15 protein-coding genes and 1 pseudogene are annotated in these 24,122 nt (G+C 63.7%); 11 read left to right on the top strand and 5 right to left on the bottom strand.

Annotation, left to right across the window (positions count from 1 at the left end):
* Positions 1 to 56: 56 nt before the first annotated feature.
* Positions 57 to 3,104: a glycosyl hydrolase family 28-related protein gene (locus ACP7BY_RS09135; protein ID WP_033964487.1), complete on the top strand. Its 3,048-nt coding sequence runs from the start codon at positions 57 to 59 to the stop codon at positions 3,102 to 3,104.
* Between the two features lie 75 nt (positions 3,105 to 3,179).
* Here the strand turns inward: ACP7BY_RS09135 and ACP7BY_RS09130 are convergent, their stop codons facing one another.
* On the bottom strand, positions 3,180 to 3,836 hold the full coding sequence (locus ACP7BY_RS09130; protein ID WP_052192279.1) for a TetR/AcrR family transcriptional regulator: 657 nt from the start codon (positions 3,834 to 3,836) through the stop codon (positions 3,180 to 3,182).
* A 101-nt stretch (positions 3,837 to 3,937) separates the two neighbouring features.
* Here ACP7BY_RS09130 and ACP7BY_RS09125 point away from each other — a divergent pair.
* From ACP7BY_RS09125 to ACP7BY_RS09115, 3 genes and pseudogenes are all read left to right on the top strand, one after another.
* Positions 3,938 to 5,090: pseudogene (locus ACP7BY_RS09125) on the top strand (efflux RND transporter periplasmic adaptor subunit).
* Between the two features lie 5 nt (positions 5,091 to 5,095).
* A complete protein-coding gene (locus ACP7BY_RS09120) occupies positions 5,096 to 8,272 on the top strand; it encodes an efflux RND transporter permease subunit (RefSeq protein ID WP_033964486.1) in 3,177 nt (1,058 codons plus the stop codon).
* A gap of 2 nt (positions 8,273 to 8,274) precedes the next feature.
* On the top strand, positions 8,275 to 9,708 hold the full coding sequence (locus ACP7BY_RS09115; protein ID WP_137902367.1) for an efflux transporter outer membrane subunit: 1,434 nt from the start codon (positions 8,275 to 8,277) through the stop codon (positions 9,706 to 9,708).
* 37 nt (positions 9,709 to 9,745) lie between these two features.
* On the opposite strand, the gene ACP7BY_RS09110 is transcribed toward ACP7BY_RS09115, so the two are convergent.
* Both ACP7BY_RS09110 and katG read right to left on the bottom strand, forming a co-directional pair.
* On the bottom strand, positions 9,746 to 10,984 hold the full coding sequence (locus ACP7BY_RS09110; protein WP_052192278.1) for a carbohydrate porin: 1,239 nt from the start codon (positions 10,982 to 10,984) through the stop codon (positions 9,746 to 9,748).
* Positions 10,981 to 13,188, bottom strand: coding sequence for a catalase/peroxidase HPI (gene katG, locus ACP7BY_RS09105; RefSeq protein ID WP_033964485.1), 2,208 nt, complete (start codon positions 13,186 to 13,188; stop codon positions 10,981 to 10,983). Before katG ends, ACP7BY_RS09110 begins: the two co-directional genes overlap by 4 nt.
* 205 nt (positions 13,189 to 13,393) lie before the next feature.
* Between katG and budA the strand changes: the two genes are divergently transcribed.
* The 3 genes from budA (at position 13,394) to ACP7BY_RS09090 (ending at position 16,715) form a co-directional block, all read left to right on the top strand.
* The gene (gene budA / locus ACP7BY_RS09100) at positions 13,394 to 14,203 is read left to right on the top strand and encodes an acetolactate decarboxylase (RefSeq protein ID WP_052192277.1); all 810 of its coding nucleotides are present in this window, start codon (positions 13,394 to 13,396) and stop codon (positions 14,201 to 14,203) included.
* The gene (gene alsS, locus ACP7BY_RS09095) at positions 14,200 to 15,873 is read left to right on the top strand and encodes an acetolactate synthase AlsS (RefSeq protein WP_033964484.1); all 1,674 of its coding nucleotides are present in this window, start codon (positions 14,200 to 14,202) and stop codon (positions 15,871 to 15,873) included. Before budA ends, alsS begins: the two co-directional genes overlap by 4 nt.
* A 179-nt stretch (positions 15,874 to 16,052) precedes the next feature.
* Positions 16,053 to 16,715, top strand: a complete 663-nt coding sequence (locus ACP7BY_RS09090; protein ID WP_137902369.1) for an FABP family protein — start codon at positions 16,053 to 16,055, stop codon at positions 16,713 to 16,715.
* Between the two features lie 59 nt (positions 16,716 to 16,774).
* On the opposite strand, the gene ACP7BY_RS09085 is transcribed toward ACP7BY_RS09090, so the two are convergent.
* Complete coding sequence (locus tag ACP7BY_RS09085; protein WP_081988666.1) at positions 16,775 to 17,107, bottom strand: HdeA/HdeB family chaperone; 333 nt, start codon at positions 17,105 to 17,107, stop codon at positions 16,775 to 16,777.
* 254 nt (positions 17,108 to 17,361) lie between these two features.
* Between ACP7BY_RS09085 and ACP7BY_RS09080 the strand changes: the two genes are divergently transcribed.
* From ACP7BY_RS09080 to ACP7BY_RS09065, 4 genes are all read left to right on the top strand, one after another.
* Entirely contained in the window at positions 17,362 to 19,743 is a 2,382-nt protein-coding gene (locus tag ACP7BY_RS09080) for an FdhF/YdeP family oxidoreductase (RefSeq protein ID WP_426288044.1), read from the top strand.
* A 556-nt stretch (positions 19,744 to 20,299) separates the two neighbouring features.
* A complete protein-coding gene (locus tag ACP7BY_RS09075) occupies positions 20,300 to 21,688 on the top strand; it encodes a cytochrome ubiquinol oxidase subunit I (protein ID WP_033967433.1) in 1,389 nt (462 codons plus the stop codon).
* Positions 21,685 to 22,698, top strand: coding sequence for a cytochrome d ubiquinol oxidase subunit II (locus ACP7BY_RS09070; RefSeq protein WP_033967434.1), 1,014 nt, complete (start codon positions 21,685 to 21,687; stop codon positions 22,696 to 22,698). The genes ACP7BY_RS09075 and ACP7BY_RS09070 overlap by 4 nt, the downstream gene beginning before the upstream one ends.
* 163 nt (positions 22,699 to 22,861) lie before the next feature.
* Positions 22,862 to 23,395: a helix-turn-helix domain-containing protein gene (locus tag ACP7BY_RS09065; protein WP_052192572.1), complete on the top strand. Its 534-nt coding sequence runs from the start codon at positions 22,862 to 22,864 to the stop codon at positions 23,393 to 23,395.
* Between the two features lie 127 nt (positions 23,396 to 23,522).
* Here ACP7BY_RS09065 and ACP7BY_RS09060 read toward each other — a convergent pair whose 3' ends face one another.
* Positions 23,523 to 23,963, bottom strand: coding sequence for a hypothetical protein (locus ACP7BY_RS09060; RefSeq protein ID WP_212742080.1), 441 nt, complete (start codon positions 23,961 to 23,963; stop codon positions 23,523 to 23,525).
* Positions 23,964 to 24,122 lie beyond the last annotated feature (159 nt).

The raw sequence follows: 24,122 nt of genomic DNA, 5'->3' as shown, positions 1-24,122 counted from the left end.
TGGGTCGGGCTCCTCGTCCCGGCCGGTGGCCGGGACGTTTCTTTTGAGGATGTAAGATGCCCGGATGGTCGCTTCCGTTTCGTGTCACATTTCTGGCCGCGCTTATGGCAACAGCAATGCCCGTTGCCGCATCCACGTCTTATTACGCGACCGCCCCGGAAGATCCCCGCGCCATCACCGTTGCAGGGAAGCGCGACGGTCGCGCCGACGACACGACCGCCCTGCAAACCGCGATCGATGCCGCCGCGGCGAAGGGCGGCGGCGGAATCGTTTTTGTCCCCTCGGGCCGCTATCGCATCAGCCGCACCCTGTTCGTGTGGCCAGGTGTCCGGGTGTTCGGCGTCGGCAAGACCCGGCCGGTCATCGTGCTCGGCGATGCGACCTCGGGCTTTCAGCAGGGCCTCGCCACCATGGTGATGTTCGCCGGGGCCAAGCCCGGTGCCACCGATACCGCCAAGGCCTATCGCACCCCGTTTCCGCCACCGGGCAGCGTGCCGTTCAACCCCGATATTGCCGATGCCAATCCCGGCACCTTCTATCCTGCACTGTCCAACATCGATTTCGTGATCGGCAAGGGCAACGCCGCCGCCACCGCGATCCGCTTTCACGCCGCGCAGCACGCCTATCTGGCTCATATCGATTTCCAGATCGGCTCGGGCCTTGCCGGTCTCTACCAAGTCGCCAATCAGGCGCAGGATCTGCATTTTCATGGCGGGCGCTATGGCATTCTGACAGAGAAACCATCCCCCGCCTGGCAATTCACGCTGCTCGATTCGACCTTCGACGGACAACGCGAATCCGCGATCCGCGAGCATGAGGCGAGCCTCACCCTGGTCAACGTCGCCTTCCGCAACGTGCCAACCGCAATTGACATCGATCGCGGCTATGGCGACTGGCTGTGGGGCAAGGATGTCCGGTTCGAAAACATCCGCAACGCCGCCGTCGTGATCAGCAATGAGAACAACGTCTATACGCAGATCGGCTTTCAGAATGCGGTTGCCAGCGCCACGCCGACCTTCGCCCGCTTTCGCGACAGCGGCAGGACGGTTGCAGGTGCAGGCCGCTCCTACCGCGTGGCATCCTTCGGCTATGGCCTGATGGTCCCCGGGCTGGGCCGGACCGGAAGCTATAGGACCGTGATCGACGCCACGCCGATCCCACGGCTGCCTGCCCCGCCCCCGCTCGCGATCCGGCCGCTGCCTGCGACCGATTCCTGGGCCAATGTCCAGCAGCTGGGCGCGCGCGGGGATGACAAGACCGATGACACCGCCGCCATCCAGCGCGCGATCGATGCGCACCGTACTGTCTATTTTCCCGCCGGTCGCTATCTCGTCACCGACACGCTGCGGCTAAGGCCGGACAGCGTGCTGGTCGCCTTGCACCCGAGCCTGACGCAGCTCATCCTGCCGGACGGCACGCCTGCCTTCCAAGGGGTGGGCTCGGCCAAGGCGCTGATCGAGAGTGCGCACGGTGGAGACGCCATCGTCTCCGGTCTTGGCCTGTTCACCGGCGGCATCAATCCACGCGCAACCGCGCTGCTCTGGCACGCCGGCGCGCAATCTCTGGTCGAAGACGTCAAGTTTCAGGGCGGCCACGGCACCGATCTCGCCGATGGCAGTCGCTTCGACCCGTATAACGCCAACCACACCGGCGACCCCGACCCGGCCAAGCGCTGGGACGCGCAATATCCGAGCCTATGGGTGCGCGGCGGCGGCGGCACTTTCGCCAATCTCTGGAGCCCCGATACCTATGCTCAAGCGGGCATGTTGGTGTCCGAAACCGACACCCCGGGCCATGTCTATCAGATGTCGAGCGAGCACCATGTCCGCGCGGAATTCGTGCTCGACCATGTCGCCCATTGGGAGTTCCTAGCGCCGCAGACCGAGGAGGAAGCGGGCGAGAGCCAGGACGCGGTCTCGTTCGACATTCGCCACAGCCACGATCTTCTGATCGCCAATTATCACGCCTATCGCGTGACACGATCGCTCAAACCCGCGCCGACCGCCGTGCGGCTGACCGACACCCGCGACCTCCATTTCCGCAATGTCCACGTCAATGCCGAAAGCGGCTTTGGCACGTGCGACGAAAATGGCTGCGCAACCTATTTGCGTGCCAGCAAATTTCCCTACGAGAACGCCATTCAGGATGTCACGCGCAGTCTCGAAGTCCGCGAGCGGGAATTTGCAGCCCTCGACCTGACTTCGGACACCGTGGCTCCGGCGACGCAGGGCGCTTTCGCGGACGCCAAGGTGGAAAAGCTGGCGAGCGGATTCTATGCCGCCGCAGGAGCGGCCCTCGCTCCTGACGGAACGCTGTATTTCGTCGATCATCGCCAGCAGCGCATCTATGCGTGGTCGCGCGCCGATGGCCTGCGCGTGATCAACGACGCACCGCTGGATCCCGTCAACCTCGCGGTCGACCGCTCGGGCAACCTGCTCGTGCTGTCGTCGGAAGGCCGGAACGGCACGGTCTATAGCCTCACGCCCAACAGCGGCGCGGACGTTCGGGTGATCCCGTCGACGCCCGCCATCGATCATCCGGGCGCAAGAACCGTGCTGCCCGTAAATTATTGGGTGAATGGCGAGTTCAAGGACCAGCTCGACACCAAAACCTACGCCTATCCGACGCTGGCCGACATGTTCGACCGCGACATGCGCCTCTCCAAGGCGCGCGAATATGTGTCGCCCGACGGCAGCCTTGTCCTGCCCGCCTATCGGACCTTCCAGCAGGGGCCTTTGAACTTTCTCGGCTGGCGGTTCTCCGACGCGCTCGACAGTTATGGCTTTACCACTGCCGAGGTTGGCGGAACGGTGTTCGTCACTAACGCATCAGAAAACAAAACCTATCGCGCACGCCTGGCGGCGCACGGCGCACTGACCAACCTCGTCCCCTTCGCCAATCGCGGCGGAGAGAGCGTGGCGAGCGATGCGCAGGGGCGCGTGTATGTCGCCAACGGTCAGGTGTTCGTTTTCGCCGCAGACGGTGCCGAGATCGGTCGGATTGATATCCCCGAGCGCCCGCTCCAACTGCTTGTTGACGACCGCGCACGCAAAACGCTCTTCGTGGTGACGCATCACGCCATTTACGGCGTCGGCATTCCCTGACGCCCAGCGCGCTTGCCGAGCAGACCTAGCGGGCCGTGCGCCACAACGGATCCTCTCAAACCCAACGCACCGCGCTCAGCGCGTCGGGTTCACTGGGGGATCCTGCATAATTTTGGCCAGTTCGCTGTCGATCAGCTGCCCGATATAGCGGGAAAGCTCCGCGTGATGGACGTCTGGATCCGAAATTCGGCGAAACAACACGCCGTGGCCGACCGCGAGGATGAAATCCGCCAACTCGCTGCGCCGTGCGGCCCGCTCCTCGCCCGGTGCCAAAGCGTCGAGCGCGCTGAGGATATTGCCGCGGACGAGGGCGTCGACCTCGCGCATGATGTCCCCGACACGATCGTTCCGCGTTGCTTCGGCAAACATCTCCGCGAACAGCGCGTACGAGCCCGGATCGTTCGGATCCTCTTCCAGGAACCGCGCGATCCACGCACGGACCAGCGCGAAATCGCGCGCCTCGACCGCCGCACGAAGCGCCGGCTCATCCAAAAACTCGACGACATCGGCCCGCACCAGCTCGGCGACAATATCCTCCTTGCAGGCAAAATCGCGATAAAGCTGCCCGACCTTAACCCCCGAGTCGGCGGCGATACGCGCCACGCCGGAGGCGTGGAAGCCATATTGAGTGAAGAGCTGACGCGCCGCTGACAAGATTCGCGCTCGCCGATCTTCCGCGCGAGAATCCCGCTTTTTCATAACTTTATCGGCAGATTTTCGGGTGGTCGGCATAATCCTCCTATGATTAGGCTTGTCATTTCAAATTCGCAAAGCTACCGGCTCGGCGGAAATGTGAGTGATCGATCGCTCACACTTATACATTGGAAGAAAGCGTGCGCAAACCTTGCTCCGTCGCGGTCCTCACCGTAGCCCTCCTGGCCGGCTGCTCCAACGGCCAGCCCCAAGCGCCAGCCGCCGGCCCGCCGCAAGTCGGCTTTGTCACGGTGGAACCGCAGTCAGTCACGCTGAGCACCGAGCTCGCCGGGCGCACTGCCGCTTATGAAACCTCGGACGTCCGTCCGCAGGTCAACGGGTTGATTACCGCGCGCTTGTTTACCGAGGGCGACGAGGTCCGCGCGGGCCAGCCGCTCTATCGGATCGATGCGCAACCCTATCAGGCAACCGTCGCAAGCGCGCGCGCCGCGCTGGCAAAGGCACGCGCAGCGATCGCCTCGAACGACGCGCTGGCGCGCCGCTATGGCGAGCTGGTCAAGATCAATGCCATTGCCAAGCAAGATTACGACAATGCCGTCACCAGCGCGCAACAGGCGCGCGCCGATGTCGCCGCGCAGGAGGCCGCACTCCGTACTGCCGAAATCGACCTTGCGCGGACGACGGTACGGGCTCCGATCAGAGGTCGCATCGGCCGCTCGGCGGTCACGACGGGGGGGGCTGGTCACCGCGTCGCAGGCGACCGCGCTCAGCACGATCCAGCGGCTAGACCCAATCTATGTCGACATCACGCAATCGAGCGCCGATCAACTCCGGCTGCGCCAGAAACTGCTGGCGGGCAGTCTTACGCGAGGTACTGCACGGCTTCGGCTGAAGCTTGAGGACGGCACGATCTATCCCATCGAGGGCGTCGTGAAGTTCGCCGATGTCACGGTCGATCCCGCGACGGGCAGCCAGACGATCCGCGCGGAATTCGCCAATCCCAACCGACTGCTGCTGCCGGGCATGTACGTCACCGCCCAGTTCGTCGAAGGGACGCAAGCCAACGCGCTGCTCGTCCCGCAGCGGGCGGTCAGCCGCGACGAAAAGGGTAACGCCGTGGTGATGGTCGTCGGAGCCGGGGACAAGATCCAGCCCCGCACGCTGACCGCCCCACGCACGATCGGCGAGAATTGGCTGGTGACCGCGGGGCTTGCGCGCGGGGATCGGGTGATCGTCGAAGGGGCGCAGAACCTGCAGCCAGGCATGCCGGTCAAACCGGTTCGCTGGACCCCGAAGGCCCCCGCAGCCGCCGCTGCTGGCAAGGGACAGTAACCCCCATGTCGCGTTTCTTTATCGATCGGCCCATTTTTGCCTGGGTCATCGCGATCATCTTGATGGTCGCCGGCTTGATCGGCATCCGTAGCTTGCCGATCGCGCAGTTTCCCTCGATCGCACCGCCTTCGGTCAGCATCACCGCGACCTATCCCGGTGCCGATGCGCAAACGCTTGAAAACACGACGACCCAGATCATCGAACAGCAGATGAAGGGGATCGATCACCTTCGCTATTTCTCGTCATCGTCGAGTTCAGCCGGCACGGTGTCGATCACGCTGACGTTCGAGCAAGGCACCGACCCCGACATCGCGCAGGTGCAGGTGCAGAACAAGCTGCAGGCAGCGACCCCGCTCTTGCCGCAGGAAGTCCAGCAGCAAGGCATTCAGGTCGCCAAGGCGACCTCCAACTTCCTGCTCATCCTCGGCGTTTATTCGGAGGGCGGCCGTCACAGCGCGTCGGACCTTGCCGATATTCTTGCCTCGCACGTCCAGGATCCGCTCAGCCGCGTTAACGGCGTCGGCGATACAGAATTGTTCGGCGCGCAATATGCAATGCGGGTCTGGATCGATCCGCTCAAGCTCAACGGCTATCAACTCACCGTCGCCGACGTGACCGCCGCGTTGCAGGCGCAGAACGCACAGGTTTCTGCGGGTCAATTGGGTGCGCAACCTGCACCCGCCAATCAGATGCTCAACGCCACCGTTTCGATCCAGTCGCGATTGCAGACGCCCGAGCAGTTCGGCGATATCCGCTTGAAAACCGATACGGCAGGCGCGGTCGTGCGCTTGCGCGATGTGGCACGGGTTGAACTCGGTGCTGCTGATTACGGCTTCAACACACGGTATAACGGCCAACCCGCATCAGGCATCGGCATCAAGCTGGCACCGGGTGCGAATGCGCTGGCGACCGTCGAAGCCGTCAAGTCCCGCGTCGCGGAGCTTTCCAAGACCTTTCCGTCCGATGTGAAGGTCATCTATCCCTACGACTCCACGCCCTTCGTCCGGCTGTCGATCGAACAGGTCATCCACACGCTGATCGAGGCGGTCGTCCTCGTCTTCTTCGTCATGTTCCTGTTCCTGCAAAACTGGCGCGCAACGCTGATCCCGACGATCGCGGTGCCGGTGGTTTTGCTGGGTACCTTCGGGGTGCTGGCGGTCGCAGGCTATTCGATCAACACGCTGACGCTCTTTGGCATGGTGCTCGCGATCGGCCTGCTGGTCGACGACGCGATCGTCGTGGTCGAGAATGTCGAGCGACTCATCACGACCGAACATCTGTCGCCGAAGGAAGCCGCGCGCAAATCGATGGACGAAATCAGCAGCGCGCTGGTCGGCATCGCGCTGGTCCTGTCCGCTGTGTTCCTGCCAATGGCGTTCTTCGGGGGCTCCACCGGCGTCATTTACCGTCAGTTCTCGATTACCATCGTGTCGGCCATGGTCTTGTCCGTCCTGGTCGCCTTGATCCTGACACCGGCTTTGTGCGCGACCATCCTGAAGCCGCACGATCCAAGCAAATTGGAAGGCAACGGCCCCCTTTCGCGCTTTTTCCGCTGGTTCAACACGATGTTCGACCGCGGCGCAGCGAAATACGAAAGCGGCACTCGCAGCACCGCGCGCCGGTGGGGACGGTCATTGACCGTTTTCGCGCTGATCGCGATCGGGATGGCACTGTTGTTCGTGCGCTTGCCAACCGGCTTCCTCCCCGATGAGGATCAGGGCTCGGTCATCGCGCTGGTGCAGGGCCCGTCGGGCGCAACCACCGCGCGCACCAACGAAGCGCTGGAGCAGGTGCGCGACTATTTCCTCACCAAGGAAAAAGCCGATGTCGAGGGCGTCTTCACGATCAGCGGCTTCAGCTTTGCCGGACAGGGCCAGAATGCCGGTCTCGCCTTCGTCAAATTGAAGGACTGGGACGCGCGCTCAGGTGCAGCCAACAAGGCGCAGGCGATCGCCGGGCGCGCGATGGGGGCGTTCTCGCAATTCCACGACGCAATGATCTTCGCGATCGTGCCGCCCGCCGTGCAGGAACTCGGAAACGCGACCGGGTTCGATCTCCAACTGGTCGACCAGGTCGGCATGGGTCATGAGAAACTGGTCCAAATGCGCAACATGCTGCTCGGCATGGCGATGCAGGACAAGCGCCTGGCCCAGGTTCGGCCGATGTCGCTGGAGGACGCGCCGCAACTCAAGATCAATGTCGATCAGGACAAGGCGCGTGCGCTGGGGCTTGATCTGTCGCAAGTCAATTCCACGATCTCGACCGCGTGGGGCAGCGCCTATGTCAACGATTTCATCGATCGCGGGCGCGTAAAGCGTGTCTTTGTCCAGGCCGATGCGCCCTTCCGACTGAAGCCCGAAGACCTCGACAAATATTATATCCGTGGCGGCAATGGCGACATGGTACCCTACAGCGCCTTTACCACGCTGTCCTGGACCCAGGCCCCCGTTCAGTTGACCCGCTATAACGGCCAGCCAGCGATGGAATTGCAGGGTGGCTCGGCCCCGGGACTCAGCACGGGTGCCGCGCTGGCCGCGATGCAGGAGCTTCACGCCAAGCTGCCGCCGGGGACGGCGCTCGAATGGACGGGCTTGTCCTATGAGGAAAAGCTCTCGGGCGGTCAGGCTCCGGCGCTCTATGGATTGTCGCTACTGATCGTGTTCCTGTGCCTTGCCGCGCTGTACGAAAGCTGGTCGGTGCCGATTTCGGTGCTGTTGGTCGTGCCGCTGGGCGTGGTCGGCGCGTTGCTGGCCGCGATGCTGACCGGGCTGAACAACGACATCTATCTGCAAGTCGGCTTGATCACCACGATCGGCGTGTCGGCAAAGAATGCGATCCTGATCGTGGAATTTGCCGAAGAACGGATGCGGGAGGGCATGACGGCCTTCGATGCCGCCATCGTCGCGGCGAGGATGCGGTTGCGTCCGATCCTCATGACCAGCCTCGCCTTCATCTTCGGGGTGATGCCGCTCGCCATCTCGACTGGTGCCGGCGCAGGCGGGCAAAATGCCATCGGCCGTGCGGTCGTCGGCGGTATGTTGAGCGCCACCGTTCTCGGCATCTTCTTCATCCCGATGTTCTTCGTGGTCGTGCGCAGCCTGTTTGCGCGAGGCAAGACACAGGAGGCCGCCACCACGCCCACCGATCCATCCGCCTCCAATTCCGCGCCGCAAGGAGCCTGACCATGACCAGCACGATCCGCATTGCAGCCGCGCTGCTGGCCAGTGCCGCGCTCGCCGGATGCAATCTCGCACCGGGTTATGTCCGGCCGCAGGGCGCGGTGCCCGCCGCTTTGCCGACGGGAGGGGCGTATCCCGCCGCGTCCAGCGATGCCGCAGATATTTCAAAAATCGGATGGCAAACCTTCTTCACCGACGCCAAACTGCGCGAGGTCATCGCGCTGGGCCTCGCCAACAACCGCGATTTGCGGCTGGCAGCAGCAAACGTCCTGCAAGCGCGGGCACAATATCGGGTGCAGCGCGCCGACCTGTTGCCGACGGTCAACCTGGGTGCCTCGGCGACGATCTCCAACGGTACGGCAGCAGCGGCCTCCAGCGGTGGATCGGGCTCAAGTGCGGCCTCCAATTCGACCGTTGAAGTCTATTCCGGCAATGTCGGCATTTCGTCGTTCGAGCTCGATCTGTGGGGTCGCCTGCGCAATCTCAGCGAAAGCGCGCTGCAAAGCTATTTCGCGACCGAAGAAGCGCAGCGCGCCACCCGGATCAGCCTCATCTCGGAGATCGCGTCGGCCTATCTGACGCTGGCGGCGGATCAGGATTTGCTCGCGGTCGCGCAGGAGACGCTGGCGAGCTACGATCAGTCGCTGCAACTCACGCGGGCGCAATTCCGGATCGGCACGCAGTCCGAACTGGCCGCACGCCAGGCCGAGACCAATTACGAATCCGCCGCGAATGACATCGCGACGCTGCGGGCGCAAATCGCGCAGGATCACAACGCGCTGGATCTGCTGGTCGGGGCCCCGACGCCCGAGACGCTGCTGCCGCAAGGGCTGGGAGACACCGACCGGACCTTGAACGCGCTGCCGGGCGACCTCCAGTCCTCGGTATTGCTGCGCCGTCCCGACGTGCTGCAGGCCGAACATCAACTGATTGCGCAAAATGCCAATATCGGCGCGGCGCGCGCTGCCATGTTCCCGACAATCTCGCTGACCACCAGCTTTGGCACGGTGAGCTCCGCGCTCAGCGGGCTGTTCGGGGCCAACAGCCAGAGCTGGTCGGTGGCACCCGGCGCGACCCTGCCGATCTTCGATTTCGGTCGCCGCAAGGGCAATCTGGATCTGGCACGGGCCCAGCAACAGGGCGCAGTCGCCACCTATGAAAAGACCCTGCAGACCGCGTTCCGCGAGGTCGCCGACGCGTTGGCGACGCGCGGCACGATCGACGCCCAGATCGGCGCCCGGACGCGACGGGCATCGGCGGCTGAGATATCGGCGCGGCTGTCCGACGCACGATATCGCGCAGGGGTCGATTCCTTCCTGACATCGCTCGACGCACAGCGCACCGCCTACAGCGCCCGGCGGGATCTGGTGACGACGCGGCTCGCGCGCGCCACCAATCTCGTCACCCTGTACCGCGTTCTGGGCGGCGGGTTGAGTTGAAGCGAATCCGCTTGGCGCGATTGCCGAGACACGTCGCTCAGAGACGGAAGGCCGTGCGCAGGCCGATCACGATAGCGCGCCGCTGTGACGTGGCCGTGTTCGCGTTATAGGGGTTGAGGATCAACTGGGCATTGGGCTGCAAAGAGAACCCCTTGCCGAAATTTGCCTGATAACTTGCCTCGATCGCCATTTCCGGAGGCGGCGAGGCAATGGGCCCGGGAATCGCGGGCGTCATCGGCGATAGGCCGGCGACTGCGATCGCCAGCCCCATGACGTCTTTTGGGCGTGCGGCAATTAGGCCGGTCAGCGATGCGCCGACGTCTCCATACACGCCAATCAGGTTCCGGTTTGCGGGCGATGCGCTGAAGCGGGCGAAGCCGCGGAGGCTGCGCCCGGCCCGTCGCCAGAGCCGCGCGTCGCCGATGACATATACAGCCTGATCCCCGCGCAGTAGCCGCCCGGTCGGGGATCGCAGATCGGCGAAGCGATCGAAGCTTGCCCAGCCGCCCAGCACAAAGGTCCAGGCCGGATCATCCCCGCCCGCCGACCGCGCCACCTCCGCGATCGCGAGCGGCGGCTGGTCGAAGCGCCAGCCAGCAAAACCGTGCACATCCCGCCCCGGCGGGTTGCCCGTGAACACCGCGATACGCGCGGTGGTCTTGCCTCCATCGAAGGTGGTCGCCAGCCGCGCACCGGGCACCGATATGGGATAAGCGGGGCCGCCACCGGGCAAGTCGGTCGCGAAACTGCCTGGCCAGCCAAAGGTCGAATTGACGAACAGATTTGCCGTGGGGCTGATCGAGAATTCCTGCCCGGCGGAAAATTGGCCGACGCGGACCGACGTCGCGCTGCCCACCTTTTGTTCTACCCACACATTGAACAGGCGAAGCGCCGGGGGGGCCTCGATGCCGCTCACCGTCAGCAAATTGCCGACCCGGCTGGCCGACAGCCCGGTTCCGACGATAGATTGGAAACTGATATGCGCGGTGGCACCGTTCCAGCCGATCGCGTGCGCCAAGTCCGCGTCGCCGATCAGACCGATCCGCTGGAGATACGCGCTTCCCGTTCGCGCGCCACCCGAGACATCGGCGTTGGCATCGCTGGTATAGGTCAGCGTCACGGTCAATGCCCGCTCGGAGCGGCGCGCCGCCTCGCCATTCTCGCCGCCGTTCTGGGCGGCCGAGGGGAGGGTCTGGGCGCATCCCGGATCGGCGGCCCCGGCCAGACCGAGCCCGGCAAAGGCAAGGACCGCCAAGCCTGCGCGGCTGGCCCTCATGCGAGATCGAAGCGATCGAGGTCCATCACCTTGCTCCACGCCGCGACAAAAGCATGGACAAAGAGCAGACCCGAATCGTCGGTTGCATAGGCCTCGGCAATCGCGCGCAATTGCGCGTTCGATCCAAAGATCAAATCGACGCGCGTCGCGGTCCATGTCACTGCGCCCGTCGCGCGGTCATGCGCCTGAAACACGTCGGCTTCGGTCGCGGGCGTCCACGTCATGCGCAAGCTCGACGCCAGCAGATTGACGAAGAAGTCGTTGGTCAACACGCCGGGACGGTCGGTGAACACGCCGTGGGTCGACTGATCGACATTCGCGCCGAGCACGCGCAGTCCGCCCACCAGCGCGGTCATTTCCGGCGCGGTGAGTTTCAGCAAATCCGCGCGATCGACCAGCATTTCTTCCTGCGACCACGGCAGCGTGGCTCCGACATAATTGCGGAAACCATCGACCTTGGGCTCGAGATAGGCAAAGGACTGGACGTCGGTGTCGTCCTGCGCGGCATCCATCCGGCCCGGCGTAAACGGCACTTCCAGCGTATAGCCGGCTCGACGGGCAGCATCCTCGATCGCAGCCGCGCCGCCCAGCACAATCAGATCGGCGAGCGATACCCGCTTGCCGCCAGGTGCCGATGCGTTGAAGGCCTGCTGGACGTGTTCAAGCGCGGCCAGCGCCATGGCGAGGTGTTCGGGCTCATTGACCGGCCAATCCTTTTGCGGCGCAAGCCGGATTCGAGCCCCGTTCGCGCCGCCACGCTTGTCGGAATTGCGATAGGTCGAGGCCGACGCCCAAGCGGTCGCCACCAGCCGGGCCGTGGTCAACCCCGAGGCCAGGATTTCGATCTTGAGCGCCGCGATATCGGCCGCATCGATCAGCGGGTGGTCGCAAACCGGAACCGGGTCCTGCCATAGCCGCGGCTCCGCCGGAACGTCGGGGCCAAGCAAGCGCGGATGCGGCCCCATGTCGCGATGGGTGAGCTTGTACCAGGCTTCGGCAAAGGCGTGACCGAATTCGGCGGGATTTTCGTAATAATGCCGCGCGATCTTTGCATAGGAGGGGTCGTGCAGGAGCGCGATATCGGTCGTCTGCATGATCGGCGCATGGCGTTTGGACGGATCGTGTGCGTCGGGCACGGTACCCTGCGCCTCCGGGTTGATCGGCGTCCATTGATGCGCGCCGGCCGGACTGGCGGTTAGCTCCCATTCATAGCCGAACAGGTTGGAAAAATAACCATTGTCCCAGCGGATGGGATCGCTCGTCCACGCCCCTTCCAGCCCGCCGGTGATCGTCGCCGCGCCGTTGCCCGTTCCAAAACTGTTCTTCCAGCCCAGCCCCAATTGCTCGATCGGCGCTCCCTCGGGTTCGGGCCCGACATACTCCTTGGGCGGCGCGGCACCGTGATTCTTGCCGAAGGTGTGGCCGCCCGCGATCAGAGCCACGGTTTCCGCATCGTTCATCGCCATGCGGGTGAAGGTCTCGCGAATGTCGCGGATGGCGGCGACGGGGTCGGGAATGCCATCGGGCCCTTCGGGGTTCACGTAGATCAGCCCCATCTGGCTCGACGCCAGCGGCTCCTGAAGCTCGCGATCGCCGCTGTAGCGCTTGTCGCCGCCAAGCCAGACCCGCTCCGGCCCCCAATAGGTGTCGTTCTGCGGCTCCCAGATATCGATGCGACCGCCGCCAAAGCCGACGGTCTTCAGCCCCATAGCTTCAATGGCGCAGGTTCCGGTCAACACCAAAAGGTCCGCCCAACTGAGTTTTCGTCCGTATTTCTGCTTGATCGTCCACACCAGCAGCCGCGCCTTGTCGAGATTGGCGTTGTCGGGCCAGCTGTTGAGCGGCGCGAAGCGTTGCGCGCCCTGCCCCGCCCCGCCGCGCCCGTCGCCGATGCGATAGGTGCCGGCCCCGTGCCACGACATGCGGATGAACAGCGGACCGTAATGGCCATAATCGGCAGGCCACCAGCTCTGCGATTCGGTCATTAGCGCGACGATGTCGCGCTTGACCGCCGCGAGGTCGAGCGTTGCAAACTCGCTCGCATAATCGAACGCATCCCCCAGCGGCGTCGGCTGCGGCGCATTCTGGTTGAGCACGGCCAAGTCGAGACGGTTCGGCCACCAGAGCCGGTCGGTCATGTCGAACAGCACGGCGTTGCCGGACACCGCACCGCCGCTCATGGGGCATTTGCTTTCGACGGACATGCTCTTTCCCTCGGCAGAAGATCAGGCGAGTGGTCTAGCAGCGCCCTGCCGCCGCTGAATCATACGATGGTGTCGGTTGCCGACGCCCCGGCGGGAGGGCGCAACCTTTGTATGAGTGCCTGGAAAGGCGCGACTTTGTAGCAAGCCGCTCGATCGGCACGGTTTTCCAAAGCCTTGAAACCGAACGCCGCAAGGAGATGCAGTGATGACGGACTCAGCGCTGGGGATGATCGGGGCGGCTGCGATCGCCGGCGGACGCGCGGCGGATGCGAAATCCGGCGAATTGTACCAGACATCGCTGATGTCGGCGCTGGTCGAGGGTGTCTACGAAGGGCTGACGACCTATGGCGAACTGCATCGGCATGGGGACTTCGGCCTTGGCACGTTCAACGATCTCGACGGCGAGATGGTGGGCTTCGACGGCGTGTTCTACCAGCTCCGTTCGGACGGTTCGGCGCGGCCCGTTACGGACGATCAGAAGACACCGTTCGCGGTTGTCACCTTCTTCAAACCCGAGCGCAGCCTGCCCGTGGCCGATATCGCAAAGGCCGACCTGCTCGACCGCCTGACGGCGCTGACCGAAGCCAATCTGTTTACGGCGATCCGTGTCGACGGGCAGTTTGCAAGCGTGACGACCAGGACCGTGCGCGAACAACACCGGCCCTTCCCGCCCCTGCAGGATGCGACAAAGGGGCAAGCCGAAACCGTTCTCACCAATGTTGCGGGCACGCTGGCGGGCTTTCGCACGCCGACCTTTGCGGGAACCCTCGGCGTGCCGGGCTTTCACCTGCATTTTCTGACCGCCGATCGTAGGTCGGGCGGCCATGTGCTGGATTTCCAGATCAGCGACGCGACCGCGCAAACTTGCACAATGCACGGTCTCCACATCGAGTTGCCCGAAACCGACGCCTTTCTCGGCTCCAATCTCGACGACAGCGACCTGCCGCAGAAGATTGCCGCTGCGGAGGGCGAGCCGACCAAATCACCCTCCAAACCGAATGGGACATTGTCATGACGCAGACAAGCACACGGCCGCGTACCGGCGCCGACATCGTCGTTGAAACGCTCGAACAGCGTGGCACCACGCATGTGTTTGGCGTGCCCGGTGCCAAGATCGACAAGGTGTTCGACCGGCTGGTCGATTCGTCGATTCAGACGGTGGTGTGCCGCCACGAGCAGAATGCCGCGTTCATCGCCGGCGGGATCGGACGGATGACCGGCAAGGCGGGCGTCGCGATCGCGACGTCGGGCCCTGGCGTGGCAAACCTCACCACCGGCCTCGCCACCGCCAATTCCGAGGGCGACCCGATCGTTGCGCTGGGGGGCTCCGTCGCCGTGGCGGACCGGCTCAAGGCATTGCACCAGACGCTGGATTCGGTCGATGTGCTCAAACCCGTCACCAAATATGCAGCCGAGGTCGACTCCCCCGCCGCCACCGCCGAAATCCTGTCTGCAGCCTTCCGCGCCGCGGAGACCGGGCGTCCGGGCGCGGCGTTCGTCGGATTGCCGCTCGACATCATGACCGGCGAGGCGGCGTGCCGCCCAATCGCATTGAACGGCATGCCAGGCTACGGCGCAGGATCCGAGGGCGCGCTGGCGGAAGCGGCGCGCCTGATCAACGCAGCAAACAATCCCGTCGTGCTGCTCGGCCTGATGGCGAGCAAGCCCAGAGCGGCAAAGGCGATCCGCGCGCTGCTCGACCTGGCGGCGCTGCCCGTCGTCGGCACGTTCCAGGCGGCGGGTGCGGTTTCGGAACGCGAGTTCGCCGTATTCGGTGGGCGTGTCGGGCAAATCGCCAATCAGGCCGCCGACACCTTGCTTGAGTCCGCCGACCTGGTCGTCACGATCGGCTACGATGCGGTCGAATATTGGCCATCGATCTGGAACCAGGGATCGGATCGGCCGATCGTCCATATCGACGTCGTCCCGGCGCAGATCGAGAACGCCTATAACCCCTCCGTCGAGGTCATCGGCGATATCGAGGCCAGCCTGACCCGGCTGACCCCGCAGCTTACGCGCAAGGCACCTTCCGCAAAAGCCGCGACGTTGCTCGAGGTGATCGCCGCAGACCGCGTCCAACTGCTCACCGAAGCTGCCGCGCAAGGCGGGACGCCCGTCCATCCACTGCGCATTATCGCCGAACTCCAGAAGATGCTCACGCCCGACGTTACGCTCTGCTCGGACATGGGGTCGTTCAGCCTGTATCTGTCGCGTTATCTCACCAGCTTTCGCGCACGTCAGGTGTTGATCTCCAATGGTCAGCAAACCCTGGGCGTGGCACTGCCGTGGGGTATCGCCGCCAGCATCGTTCGTCCGAGCGAGAAAGTGCTGTCGGTCTCGGGAGACGGCGGATTTCTGTTTTCCGGCATGGAATTGGAAACCGCGGTGCGACTGAAATCGAACCTTGTCCACATGATCTGGATCGACGGCAGCTACAACATGGTCGCCGCGCAGGAGGAGCTGAAATACGGTCGCCATTCGGGCACGGACCTTGGGCCGATCGATGTCGTGAAATATGCCGAGGCGTTTGGCGCGAAGGGCATACAGGTCGCCGGCCCTGACGCGATCGCGCCTGCACTTCACCAGGCCTTCGACACCCCGGGGCCCGTGCTGATCGGCGTCAATGTCGATTACAGCAAGAATGCGCAGCTGTTCGAAATGGTGCACGAGGGCAGCATTCTGTAGGATCCGCTTCGCGAACGTTAAGGGGACTGCCCGGGGGGCCGCACGCGCGGTATTCCGGGCGGTCGCTCCCTGGCGAAGGAAGATGCTGCGCACCCTCGATTGCGGTGGCAAATCGCCGCGACCAGCCTAAAAAGCGTTGCGATCGAGCGCCCTCTTCCCCCTTTGTAGGAGACCCTTGCGTGAATCCGTTTCCCCGCGACATCTTCACCGAGCCGAGCGATGTCGATCCGGACACCCTGGCAAACCTGGGTCCGCTCCGTCCCCTTGCGGGCACATGGCGGGCGACCAAGGGATCCGATACCGCGCCGAAACCGGCGGGTCCCGAACAGCGTACGTTTATCGAGCACATCGTGTTCGAGCCGATCGACCCGCAGGCCAATGGACCGCAATTGTTCTACGGCTTGCGCTATCACATCCACATCACGACCGTGGAAGAGGACATCACCTTTCACGATCAGGTGGGGTACTGGCTGTGGGAACCGGCAACCGGCCTGATCCTGCAAACGCTCGCCATCCCGCGCGGCCAAACCGCGCTGGCATCCGGGCACGGCAAACCGGGCGACAAGACCATCACACTGACGGCAACGCGCGGACCAACCAACTACGGCATTTGCTCGACCGATTTCCTTGAGGATGCGTTCCGCACCGATGCCTATCGGATCGACATCACCTTCAATCCCGATGATTCATGGTCTTACGATATTCAGACCACGTTGGCGGTGCGCGGGCAGGACCAGCCCTTCCTGCATCACGACCGCAACACGCTACATCGGATCGGCGCTGCAAAGCCAAATCCGTGGTCGCAGATTCTGGCGAAAAGAACCGCAGCGGCGCAATCCTGATCAGCGCCCCGGCAGGCGGCGTCCAGGCCTGCCGGACGCCGCACATCGTTCAAGCGCGGTTACAGCCGGTGGAAAAACGCACTGATTCTTTGCAACAGCGTTTCGGTCGGCCGGGCACGGCAGGATTGGACCAGCACGGGCACGAGCCGCGCAACACCCCCCACATCAACCGCATCGAGCTGCGGCTGCTTGGCGTGCGTGTAGCCGAGCGCGTAAGAGACAACCGTCGGCTTGAACTCCTCGCGCATCTGCACGAAATCCCGGCACGTAATTGTCTCGGTCAGCTTGGGCTTGGCCGGCGCAGTCGCAGCATCCGCTACCGTAACCGCTGACAGCACCGATAGCGCGGCAAGCGCGACACGAACCGAGGAATGAAAGCGCAATTCGACCATGAGAAGCTCCTAAAGGCTATTTTGGGCATTGGGTCACGGCCCGGTGTAGCGACCCCGCGCTCGTGACACGACCGACACGACGCCAAGCCGCATCGATCGCCGGACTGTTGCCGTAACGAACCCGGGTCGGCCAATAATACGAGAGTTTCGGGTCCTCGGCGGTGCCGCCAACCTTGCCCAAATTTGGCTGCCATCGGTCCAATTTCGGCGCATGCGATCCAAGACGCTGCTTCGCCAGGCGGTAATTTGCGGGCATGACTGACAAACGGCCCGATGGCATCCGCGACTATAACGAACCGGCTGGCGGCTGGGGCGCTCTCAAGGCAGTGGCCGAGACGCTCAAGCGCCAGCAAGTGCTTGTTCAGGGCGTGGAGACGCTGCTCGAGAACAACCAGCCCAACGGCTTCGATTGCCCAGGCTGCGCGTGGCCCGATCCCAAACACACCTCCGCCTTCGAGTTTTGCGAAAATGGTGCAAAGGCGGTGACCTGGGAGTCGACCGCAAAGCGGGTCGATCCGACGTTCTTCGCCGAACACAGCGTATCGGACCTCTGGCAGCAACCCGACCACTGGCTCGAAAATCAGGGGCGCATCACGCACCCGCTGCGGTATAATCCCGCCACCGATCATTATGAGGTGGTCAGTTGGGACGATGCCCTCGCGGATATCGGTGCGCGAATGCGGGCGCTCGACCATCCCGATCAGGCGGAATTCTACACCTCGGGTCGGGCGTCAAACGAAGCGGCATTCGTCTTCCAGCTGTTCGCGCGCGCGTTCGGGACCAACAATTTCCCGGACTGTTCGAACATGTGTCACGAGCCGACCTCGGTCGGTCTGCCGCGTGCCATCGGCGTGGGCAAAGCGACCGTTACACTCGAGGATTTCGAGCACTGCGACTTCATCTTCTCGATTGGCCATAACCCCGGCACCAATCATCCGCGGATGATGACATCGCTGCACAATGCGGCAAAGCGCGGTGCGACGATCATCGTCATGAACCCGTTTAAGGAACGGGCGCTGCAACGCTTCCAGGCTCCGCAAGAGCCGCTCGAAATGGCGACGATGACGTCGGTTCCGATTGCGACCACCTATTTCCAGGTCCGGATCGGCGGCGATGCCGCCGCCCTGAAGGGCATCTGCAAGGCCTTGGTCGACATGGACCGCGCCGCCCGGGCCGCCGATCTCGCGCCGGTGCTGGATCATGATTTCATCGCGGGTCACACTTCGGGCTTCGCCGAATTCGTGGCCAATCTCGATCAAGCGCAGTGGGCGGACATCGAACGTTCGAGCGGGCTGACGCACGAGAATCTGCAGGACATTGCGCGGGCTTATGCCAGCGCGAAAGCCGCGATCGTCAGCTACGGCATGGGCATCACGCAGCATCGTACCGGCACCGCCAATGTACAACAGATCGTCAACCTTCTGCTGCTCAAGGGCAATATCGGCCGGATCCGGGCCGGTATCAGCCCGCTGCGCGGCCATTCCAACGTACAGGGCAACCGTACCGTCGGCATTACCGAACGCCCGTCAAAGGAAATGCTCGACCGGTTTCGCGATACCTTCGGCTTCGAGCCACCCCGCAAGTTTGGCCACTCGGTCGTCGAATCGATCGCGGCGATGCGCGATGGGACCTCAAAGGCGATTATTTGCCTCGGCGGCAATCTGGCGATCGCCGCGCCCGATCCGACCGCCTGCTTCGAGGGTTTCCGTCGGCTCGATCTTGCGGTGTCGCTGGCGACCAAGCTCAACCGCACGCACCTGCTGACCGGAAAGGCGACCTATATCCTGCCGGTGATCGGCCGGACCGAACGCGACGAACAGGCGACCGGACCGCAATCGATCACGGTCGAGGATTCGATGTCGATGGTCCACGCATCGCGCGGTTTTCTCAAACCGCCAAGCGGCGAAGCCCGTTCCGAACCCTGGATTCTCGCCAGCCTTGCGCGGGCGACGCTTGGCTCGACGGTCGATGTCGATTGGGAGGGGCTGGTCGCGGATTATGCCGTGATCCGCGACAAGATCGAGTCGGTTTATCCCGAATTTGCCGGTTTCAACGATCGGATACGCCAGCCCGGCGGCTTCCAACTGCCAAACGCGGCGCAGCAACGCATTTGGAACACCGCTTCCGGGAAGGCCAACTTCCTGATCTTCGACCACCTTGAAGAAGACCTGCACACTGACGATCCCGACATCTTGCGGCTCGCCACGATGCGATCGCACGACCAGTACAACACCACGATCTACGGCCTGGACGATCGCTATCGCGGCGTTTTCGGGCGTCGCGATGTGCTGATGATGAACGAAGCCGACATGACGCGGCTGGGCCTGGCGGAGGGCGATCTTGTCGATGTCGAGACGGCCCTGGCGCACGCCCATCCCGACCGGGTCGTGCGTGGGCTCACCGTAATCCGCTATGATCTGCCGCCGCAATGTTGCGGTGCCTATTATCCCGAGAGCCAGGCGCTCGTCGCGCTCGGCCACATCGACAAACAGTGTCTGACGCCGTCCTACAAATCGATTCCGGTTCGCGTGCGACCGGCGGTCGCAGGCAGCACGGGCGCAACCGCAGTCCAACGCGCCGGGCTCACGGGCGTGGCCCCCCGCCCTGCCACGGTGCCGCCCACATCCGGCGAGTAACCACAACCATCGTATGATTTTTTCGCGGTACGCAAAACCTTACTTAGGCCGTGCAGAGAGTTACCCGCCCCCCTCCCAACTTTCTGCACGAGAGCCTTTAAAAAGCTCTCCCCTCCCGATCCCCCGGATCGGAAGCGCCGGATAGACCACCGCCCCCAACCGGTGTCTGTCCGGCGCTACTTTTATGCATCATGCGCCTCCCGCTCATCGCCGCGCACCAGTCACGGTGGCGGGAGAAGGTGTCAGCTTGGCATCGGCGGATCGCAAACGAGCGGGGGCAGAAATTGTCGGTCACAACACCCGGACGGTTGCGCGCCGGTCAATGGGCCGGATGGTCCGTTTCATGCCCGGTTTTGCCGGGCGATGCGGTGGACGCTGTGCCCCATTCGCGTCGGAAACGGGATGTGTTGCGATCGTTCAAGTAAAGCAACACCGTGCAATACGCCCCCACAGGGGTCGTGCACTCCTCCGGCCATGACACAGCCACCGCCAGAACGTCCCCGTTCATCGCCACGCCGGGTTTCTCGGCCAGCGCTCACTTGCGCGGAGTAGCATTATGGACACGCTAATCCTGTCGCGGCTCCAGTTCGCGTTCACCATGGGATATCACATTCTGTGGCCGGCCTTCACGATCGGCCTTGCCTGGTTCATCGTGTTCCTCGGTGCAGCGTGGCTGCGCACCCGCAATCCCGTATGGCAGGAACTACAACGCTTCTGGATCAAGGTCTTTTCGCTGGCTTTCGGCATGGGCGTCGTCACCGGGGTCGTGATTTCATACCAGCTCGGGCTCAACTGGTCCGCCTATGCCCGCGCAACCGCCAACGTGATCGGGCCGTTGTTCGTGCTGGAGGTGCTGACGGCCTTCTTTCTTGAAGCCGGTTTTGTCGGAATCATGCTCTTCGGCCGGGAAAGGGTGGGCGACAAAATCCATTTTGCCGCGTGCCTGATCGTCGCGACGGGAACCGTGATTTCCGCCTTCTGGATCATTTCCGCCAATAGCTGGATGCAGACCCCCCAGGCCTTCACCACCACCGCCGACGGACGCTTCATCGCCACCGACTTCTGGGGCGTCATCTTCACCCCATCGATGCCCTATCGCTTTGCGCATATGGTGACGGCAAGCTTCGTCACTGGCGCGTTCGTCGTGGCGGGGGTCTCGGCGTTCTGGCTGTGGCGCGGACGCCCGGGCGACCAGAGCGCTGCGCGCGCGGCGTTTTCGGCATCGCTCTGGCTCGCCGCGATCCTGGTGCCGCTGCAACTGGAAATTGGCGACCAGCATGGCCAGAATACCCGCCAATATCAGCCTATCAAATTGGCGGCGATCGAGGCTCGCTGGGACACGGCGTCCCGCGTCCCGCTCACGCTTATCGCCTGGCCGAACGAGAAGCAGGAGCGTAACGACTATGCGCTGGATATCCCTGTGCTCGGCAGCATCGTCCTGACGCATTCGCTCGACGGCCAGGTCCAGGGCCTCAAGAGCGTGCCCGCGATCGACCGCCCGCCGGTGGTGCCGGTATTCTTTGCCTTCCGGATCATGGTCGGGTGCGGCATCCTGTTGCTCGCCATCGCCATGACGGGGCTTTTCCTGCGCTGGCGTCGACGCCTGTACGACACACGCTGGTATCAGTTTGCCTGCATGGCGAGTGTGCCGCTGGGCTTCGTCGCGACGCTCGCGGGATGGACGATCACCGAGGTCGGTCGCCAGCCGTGGGTTGTGTATGGCCACCTCCGCACCGCGCACGCCGTATCGCCGCTTGCCGGTGGGGCAGTCGCCAGTTCGCTCGGGGTCGCCTTGATCCTCTACAACCTGCTGTTGCTGGGCTTCTTCTTTTATGCCGGGCAAATGGTCTTCCGCGGCCCGTCGAACCTCGCACCAACGCCGCCGGTCGGCCGCCCCGCAGGAGCCCAAGGCCTGCCAGACGCGACGTCAAGGACCAAGCCATGATCGATTATCCCGTCCTGTTCGCCCTGTTCGCTGCGCTCGCGATCGGTTTGTACGTCACGCTGGATGGTTTCGATCTGGGCGTGGGGATCCTGTTCCCCTTCGCCCCAGCGACCGCCACGCGCGACGCCATGATGCGCTCGCTTGCGCCGATGTGGGACGGCAATGAAACCTGGCTGGTGCTCGGGGGCATGGTGCTCCTCGCCGGCTTCCCCGGTGCCTTTGCCATTCTTCTACCCGCCTTCTACGTCCCGCTCGCGCTCATGCTGCTGGGGCTGGTCCTCCGCGGCGTCGCGTTCGAGTTCCGATCACAGGGCGGCCCGCTCGAGCTCGGCTGGACGATGGCTTTCTCGGGTGGATCGGCACTGGCCGGATTTTGCCAAGGTGCCATTCTGGGCGCGTTCATCACCGGCGACATTGCCGTGGCAAACGGTCAATTTGCGGGGAGTCCGTTCGACTGGCTGCAACTGTTCTCGGTCGCCACCGGTCTGGGCATGGTCGCGTTCTACGCCCTGCTTGGGGCAGGATGGCTGATCTGGCGAACCGATGGCAACACCCAGATCTTCGCGCGCGAGATTGCGCGGGTCGGCCTGCTGGCGACCGGCGCGGCGATTGCCTTGGTCAGTCTTTGGACGCCGCTTGCATTGCCTTCTGTCTGGGCGCGCTGGTTCACGCTCCCCGGGACAGTGTATCTCGCGCCGCTTCCGATCCTTGCGGCGCTTGCCTGGCTTACGGCGTGGAGGTCCTTGTGGAGCAAACGCGAATGGCTGCCGTTCGCGGCCACGATCGTGCTGCTTCTGACCGCGCTCGCCGGTCTTGGGATCAGCATCTGGCCTGCAGCCATTCCCGGCGTCATGACGATCTGGCAGGCCGCTTCGGTGCATCGCACGCAGGTCATCGTCGCAGGTGCCATTGTGGTGATCCTGCCGGTCATTCTCGCTTATGTCGGATTCAGCTACTGGGTGTTTCGCGGCAAAATCGGGGCGTCGACGGCTGGTCAGCCGCGCTATTGAGCGCGGTCGGTCGGCGAAGCGCGTTGCCCAGCCACGGCGGCATGGCCGGGCTACTTCATACCTCCGTATAAAAGTTCCCTATCTCTCCGCATGCTAGCCAAGTCCAGAGGTTGCGCGGCACCGCCCGCGACCCGGACGATAAACCAGACCGGAGACTGGCGACATGCTGCTGAATTCTGTCGAGCAATCCAAGCCTGTATCTGCGGCTGCCCTCATTCGCGGCGCGCAGGTTGCCCTGGAGACCGATCTCGACGCCGCGCGAGAATGCCTTCGCCTGCTGGACGAGATGCTGCATACCGCACCGGACGGCGGCGTTTCGCGCCCGCCCGAAACGCCGCCGGCTGCAGGCACCATTCGCGGCGGCCTGGCGGCCTGGCAAATCCGGGTGGTGACCAACCATATCGATCGCAATCTCGACCGGACGATCGGTATCGGCGAACTGGCGGCGCTCGCCAGGCTGAGCAAGGGGCATTTCTGCCGTGCGTTCAAAGTCAGCCTGGGAGAGACCGCGCGGACCTACATCACGCGTCGTCGGATCGCCCAAGCGCAAATGCTGATGGTAACGACGTCGGAAACGCTGAGCGCGATCGCAAATGCCTGCGGGCTGGCCGACCAGGCCCATCTCACGCGACTGTTCCGGCGATTTGTGGATCAGACGCCGCTCGTCTGGCGTCGCAAGTGGCAGCGGGCAAGCTAGAAGGCCCGACTGGCGCGTCGGCAAAACCGCCGATCCACTTAAACATCGATCGAGCTGGGACGGGCGCCTGACCAGCTCGACAATTGGCGGCGGGGCTCGATGGTATCGAGCCCCGCCGTCTTAGGAATTACCAGCCGTAGCCACGACCGAAGCCCCAACCGAACCCGCCCCAGGGACCCCAGGCACCCCAGTTCCACGCCGGATCGCTATATTCCTCAGCAGTCATCTGCTGCTCGTCGGCGAGATTCTTCGCCTGCATCGTCTTCACATACGCGCCATAAGCCTGCTGCGTGCCGACATAGAGGCAGTTGCAGGACTTGGGATCGGCATAGACATACTTGACGGTGTCGCCCTTGACGTTGCGAACGAACTTGTTCGCGGGCAAGCGAGCCAGCATCGCCTGACGTTCGGGCGTGTTCGCCGGCTTATCGATGAAGCCCGCTGCGGAAAGATCGTTTTCCTTGTGCGCGATCGCCTCCTTGGTGGTCACGCACCCCGACAGCGTAGCGACGAGGACTGCCGCCAGGACGGGTGCGGCGGCCACACTGGAAAACCGAGACGTGATCATAACGATAATCTCCTTAGAGCGGAAACGCCGCATGGCGCTTCGCGAGGACCCGAGCCGACTGGTTCGAGAAAGCTGTTCAGCTTCCGCTCAGGGATGCCGCAAAACCCTTGGCCGCTGAATTATACGTTGGGTTTAGCCGCGGCTTAATGCTGCGAAAAC

Source organism: Sphingomonas sp. PSPC2-2 (assembly GCF_049897725.1).
Lineage (GTDB): Bacteria > Pseudomonadota > Alphaproteobacteria > Sphingomonadales > Sphingomonadaceae > Sphingomonas.
The sequence above is the reverse complement of the archived record's forward strand: the minus strand, read 5'-3'. Positions and strand labels throughout refer to the sequence as shown.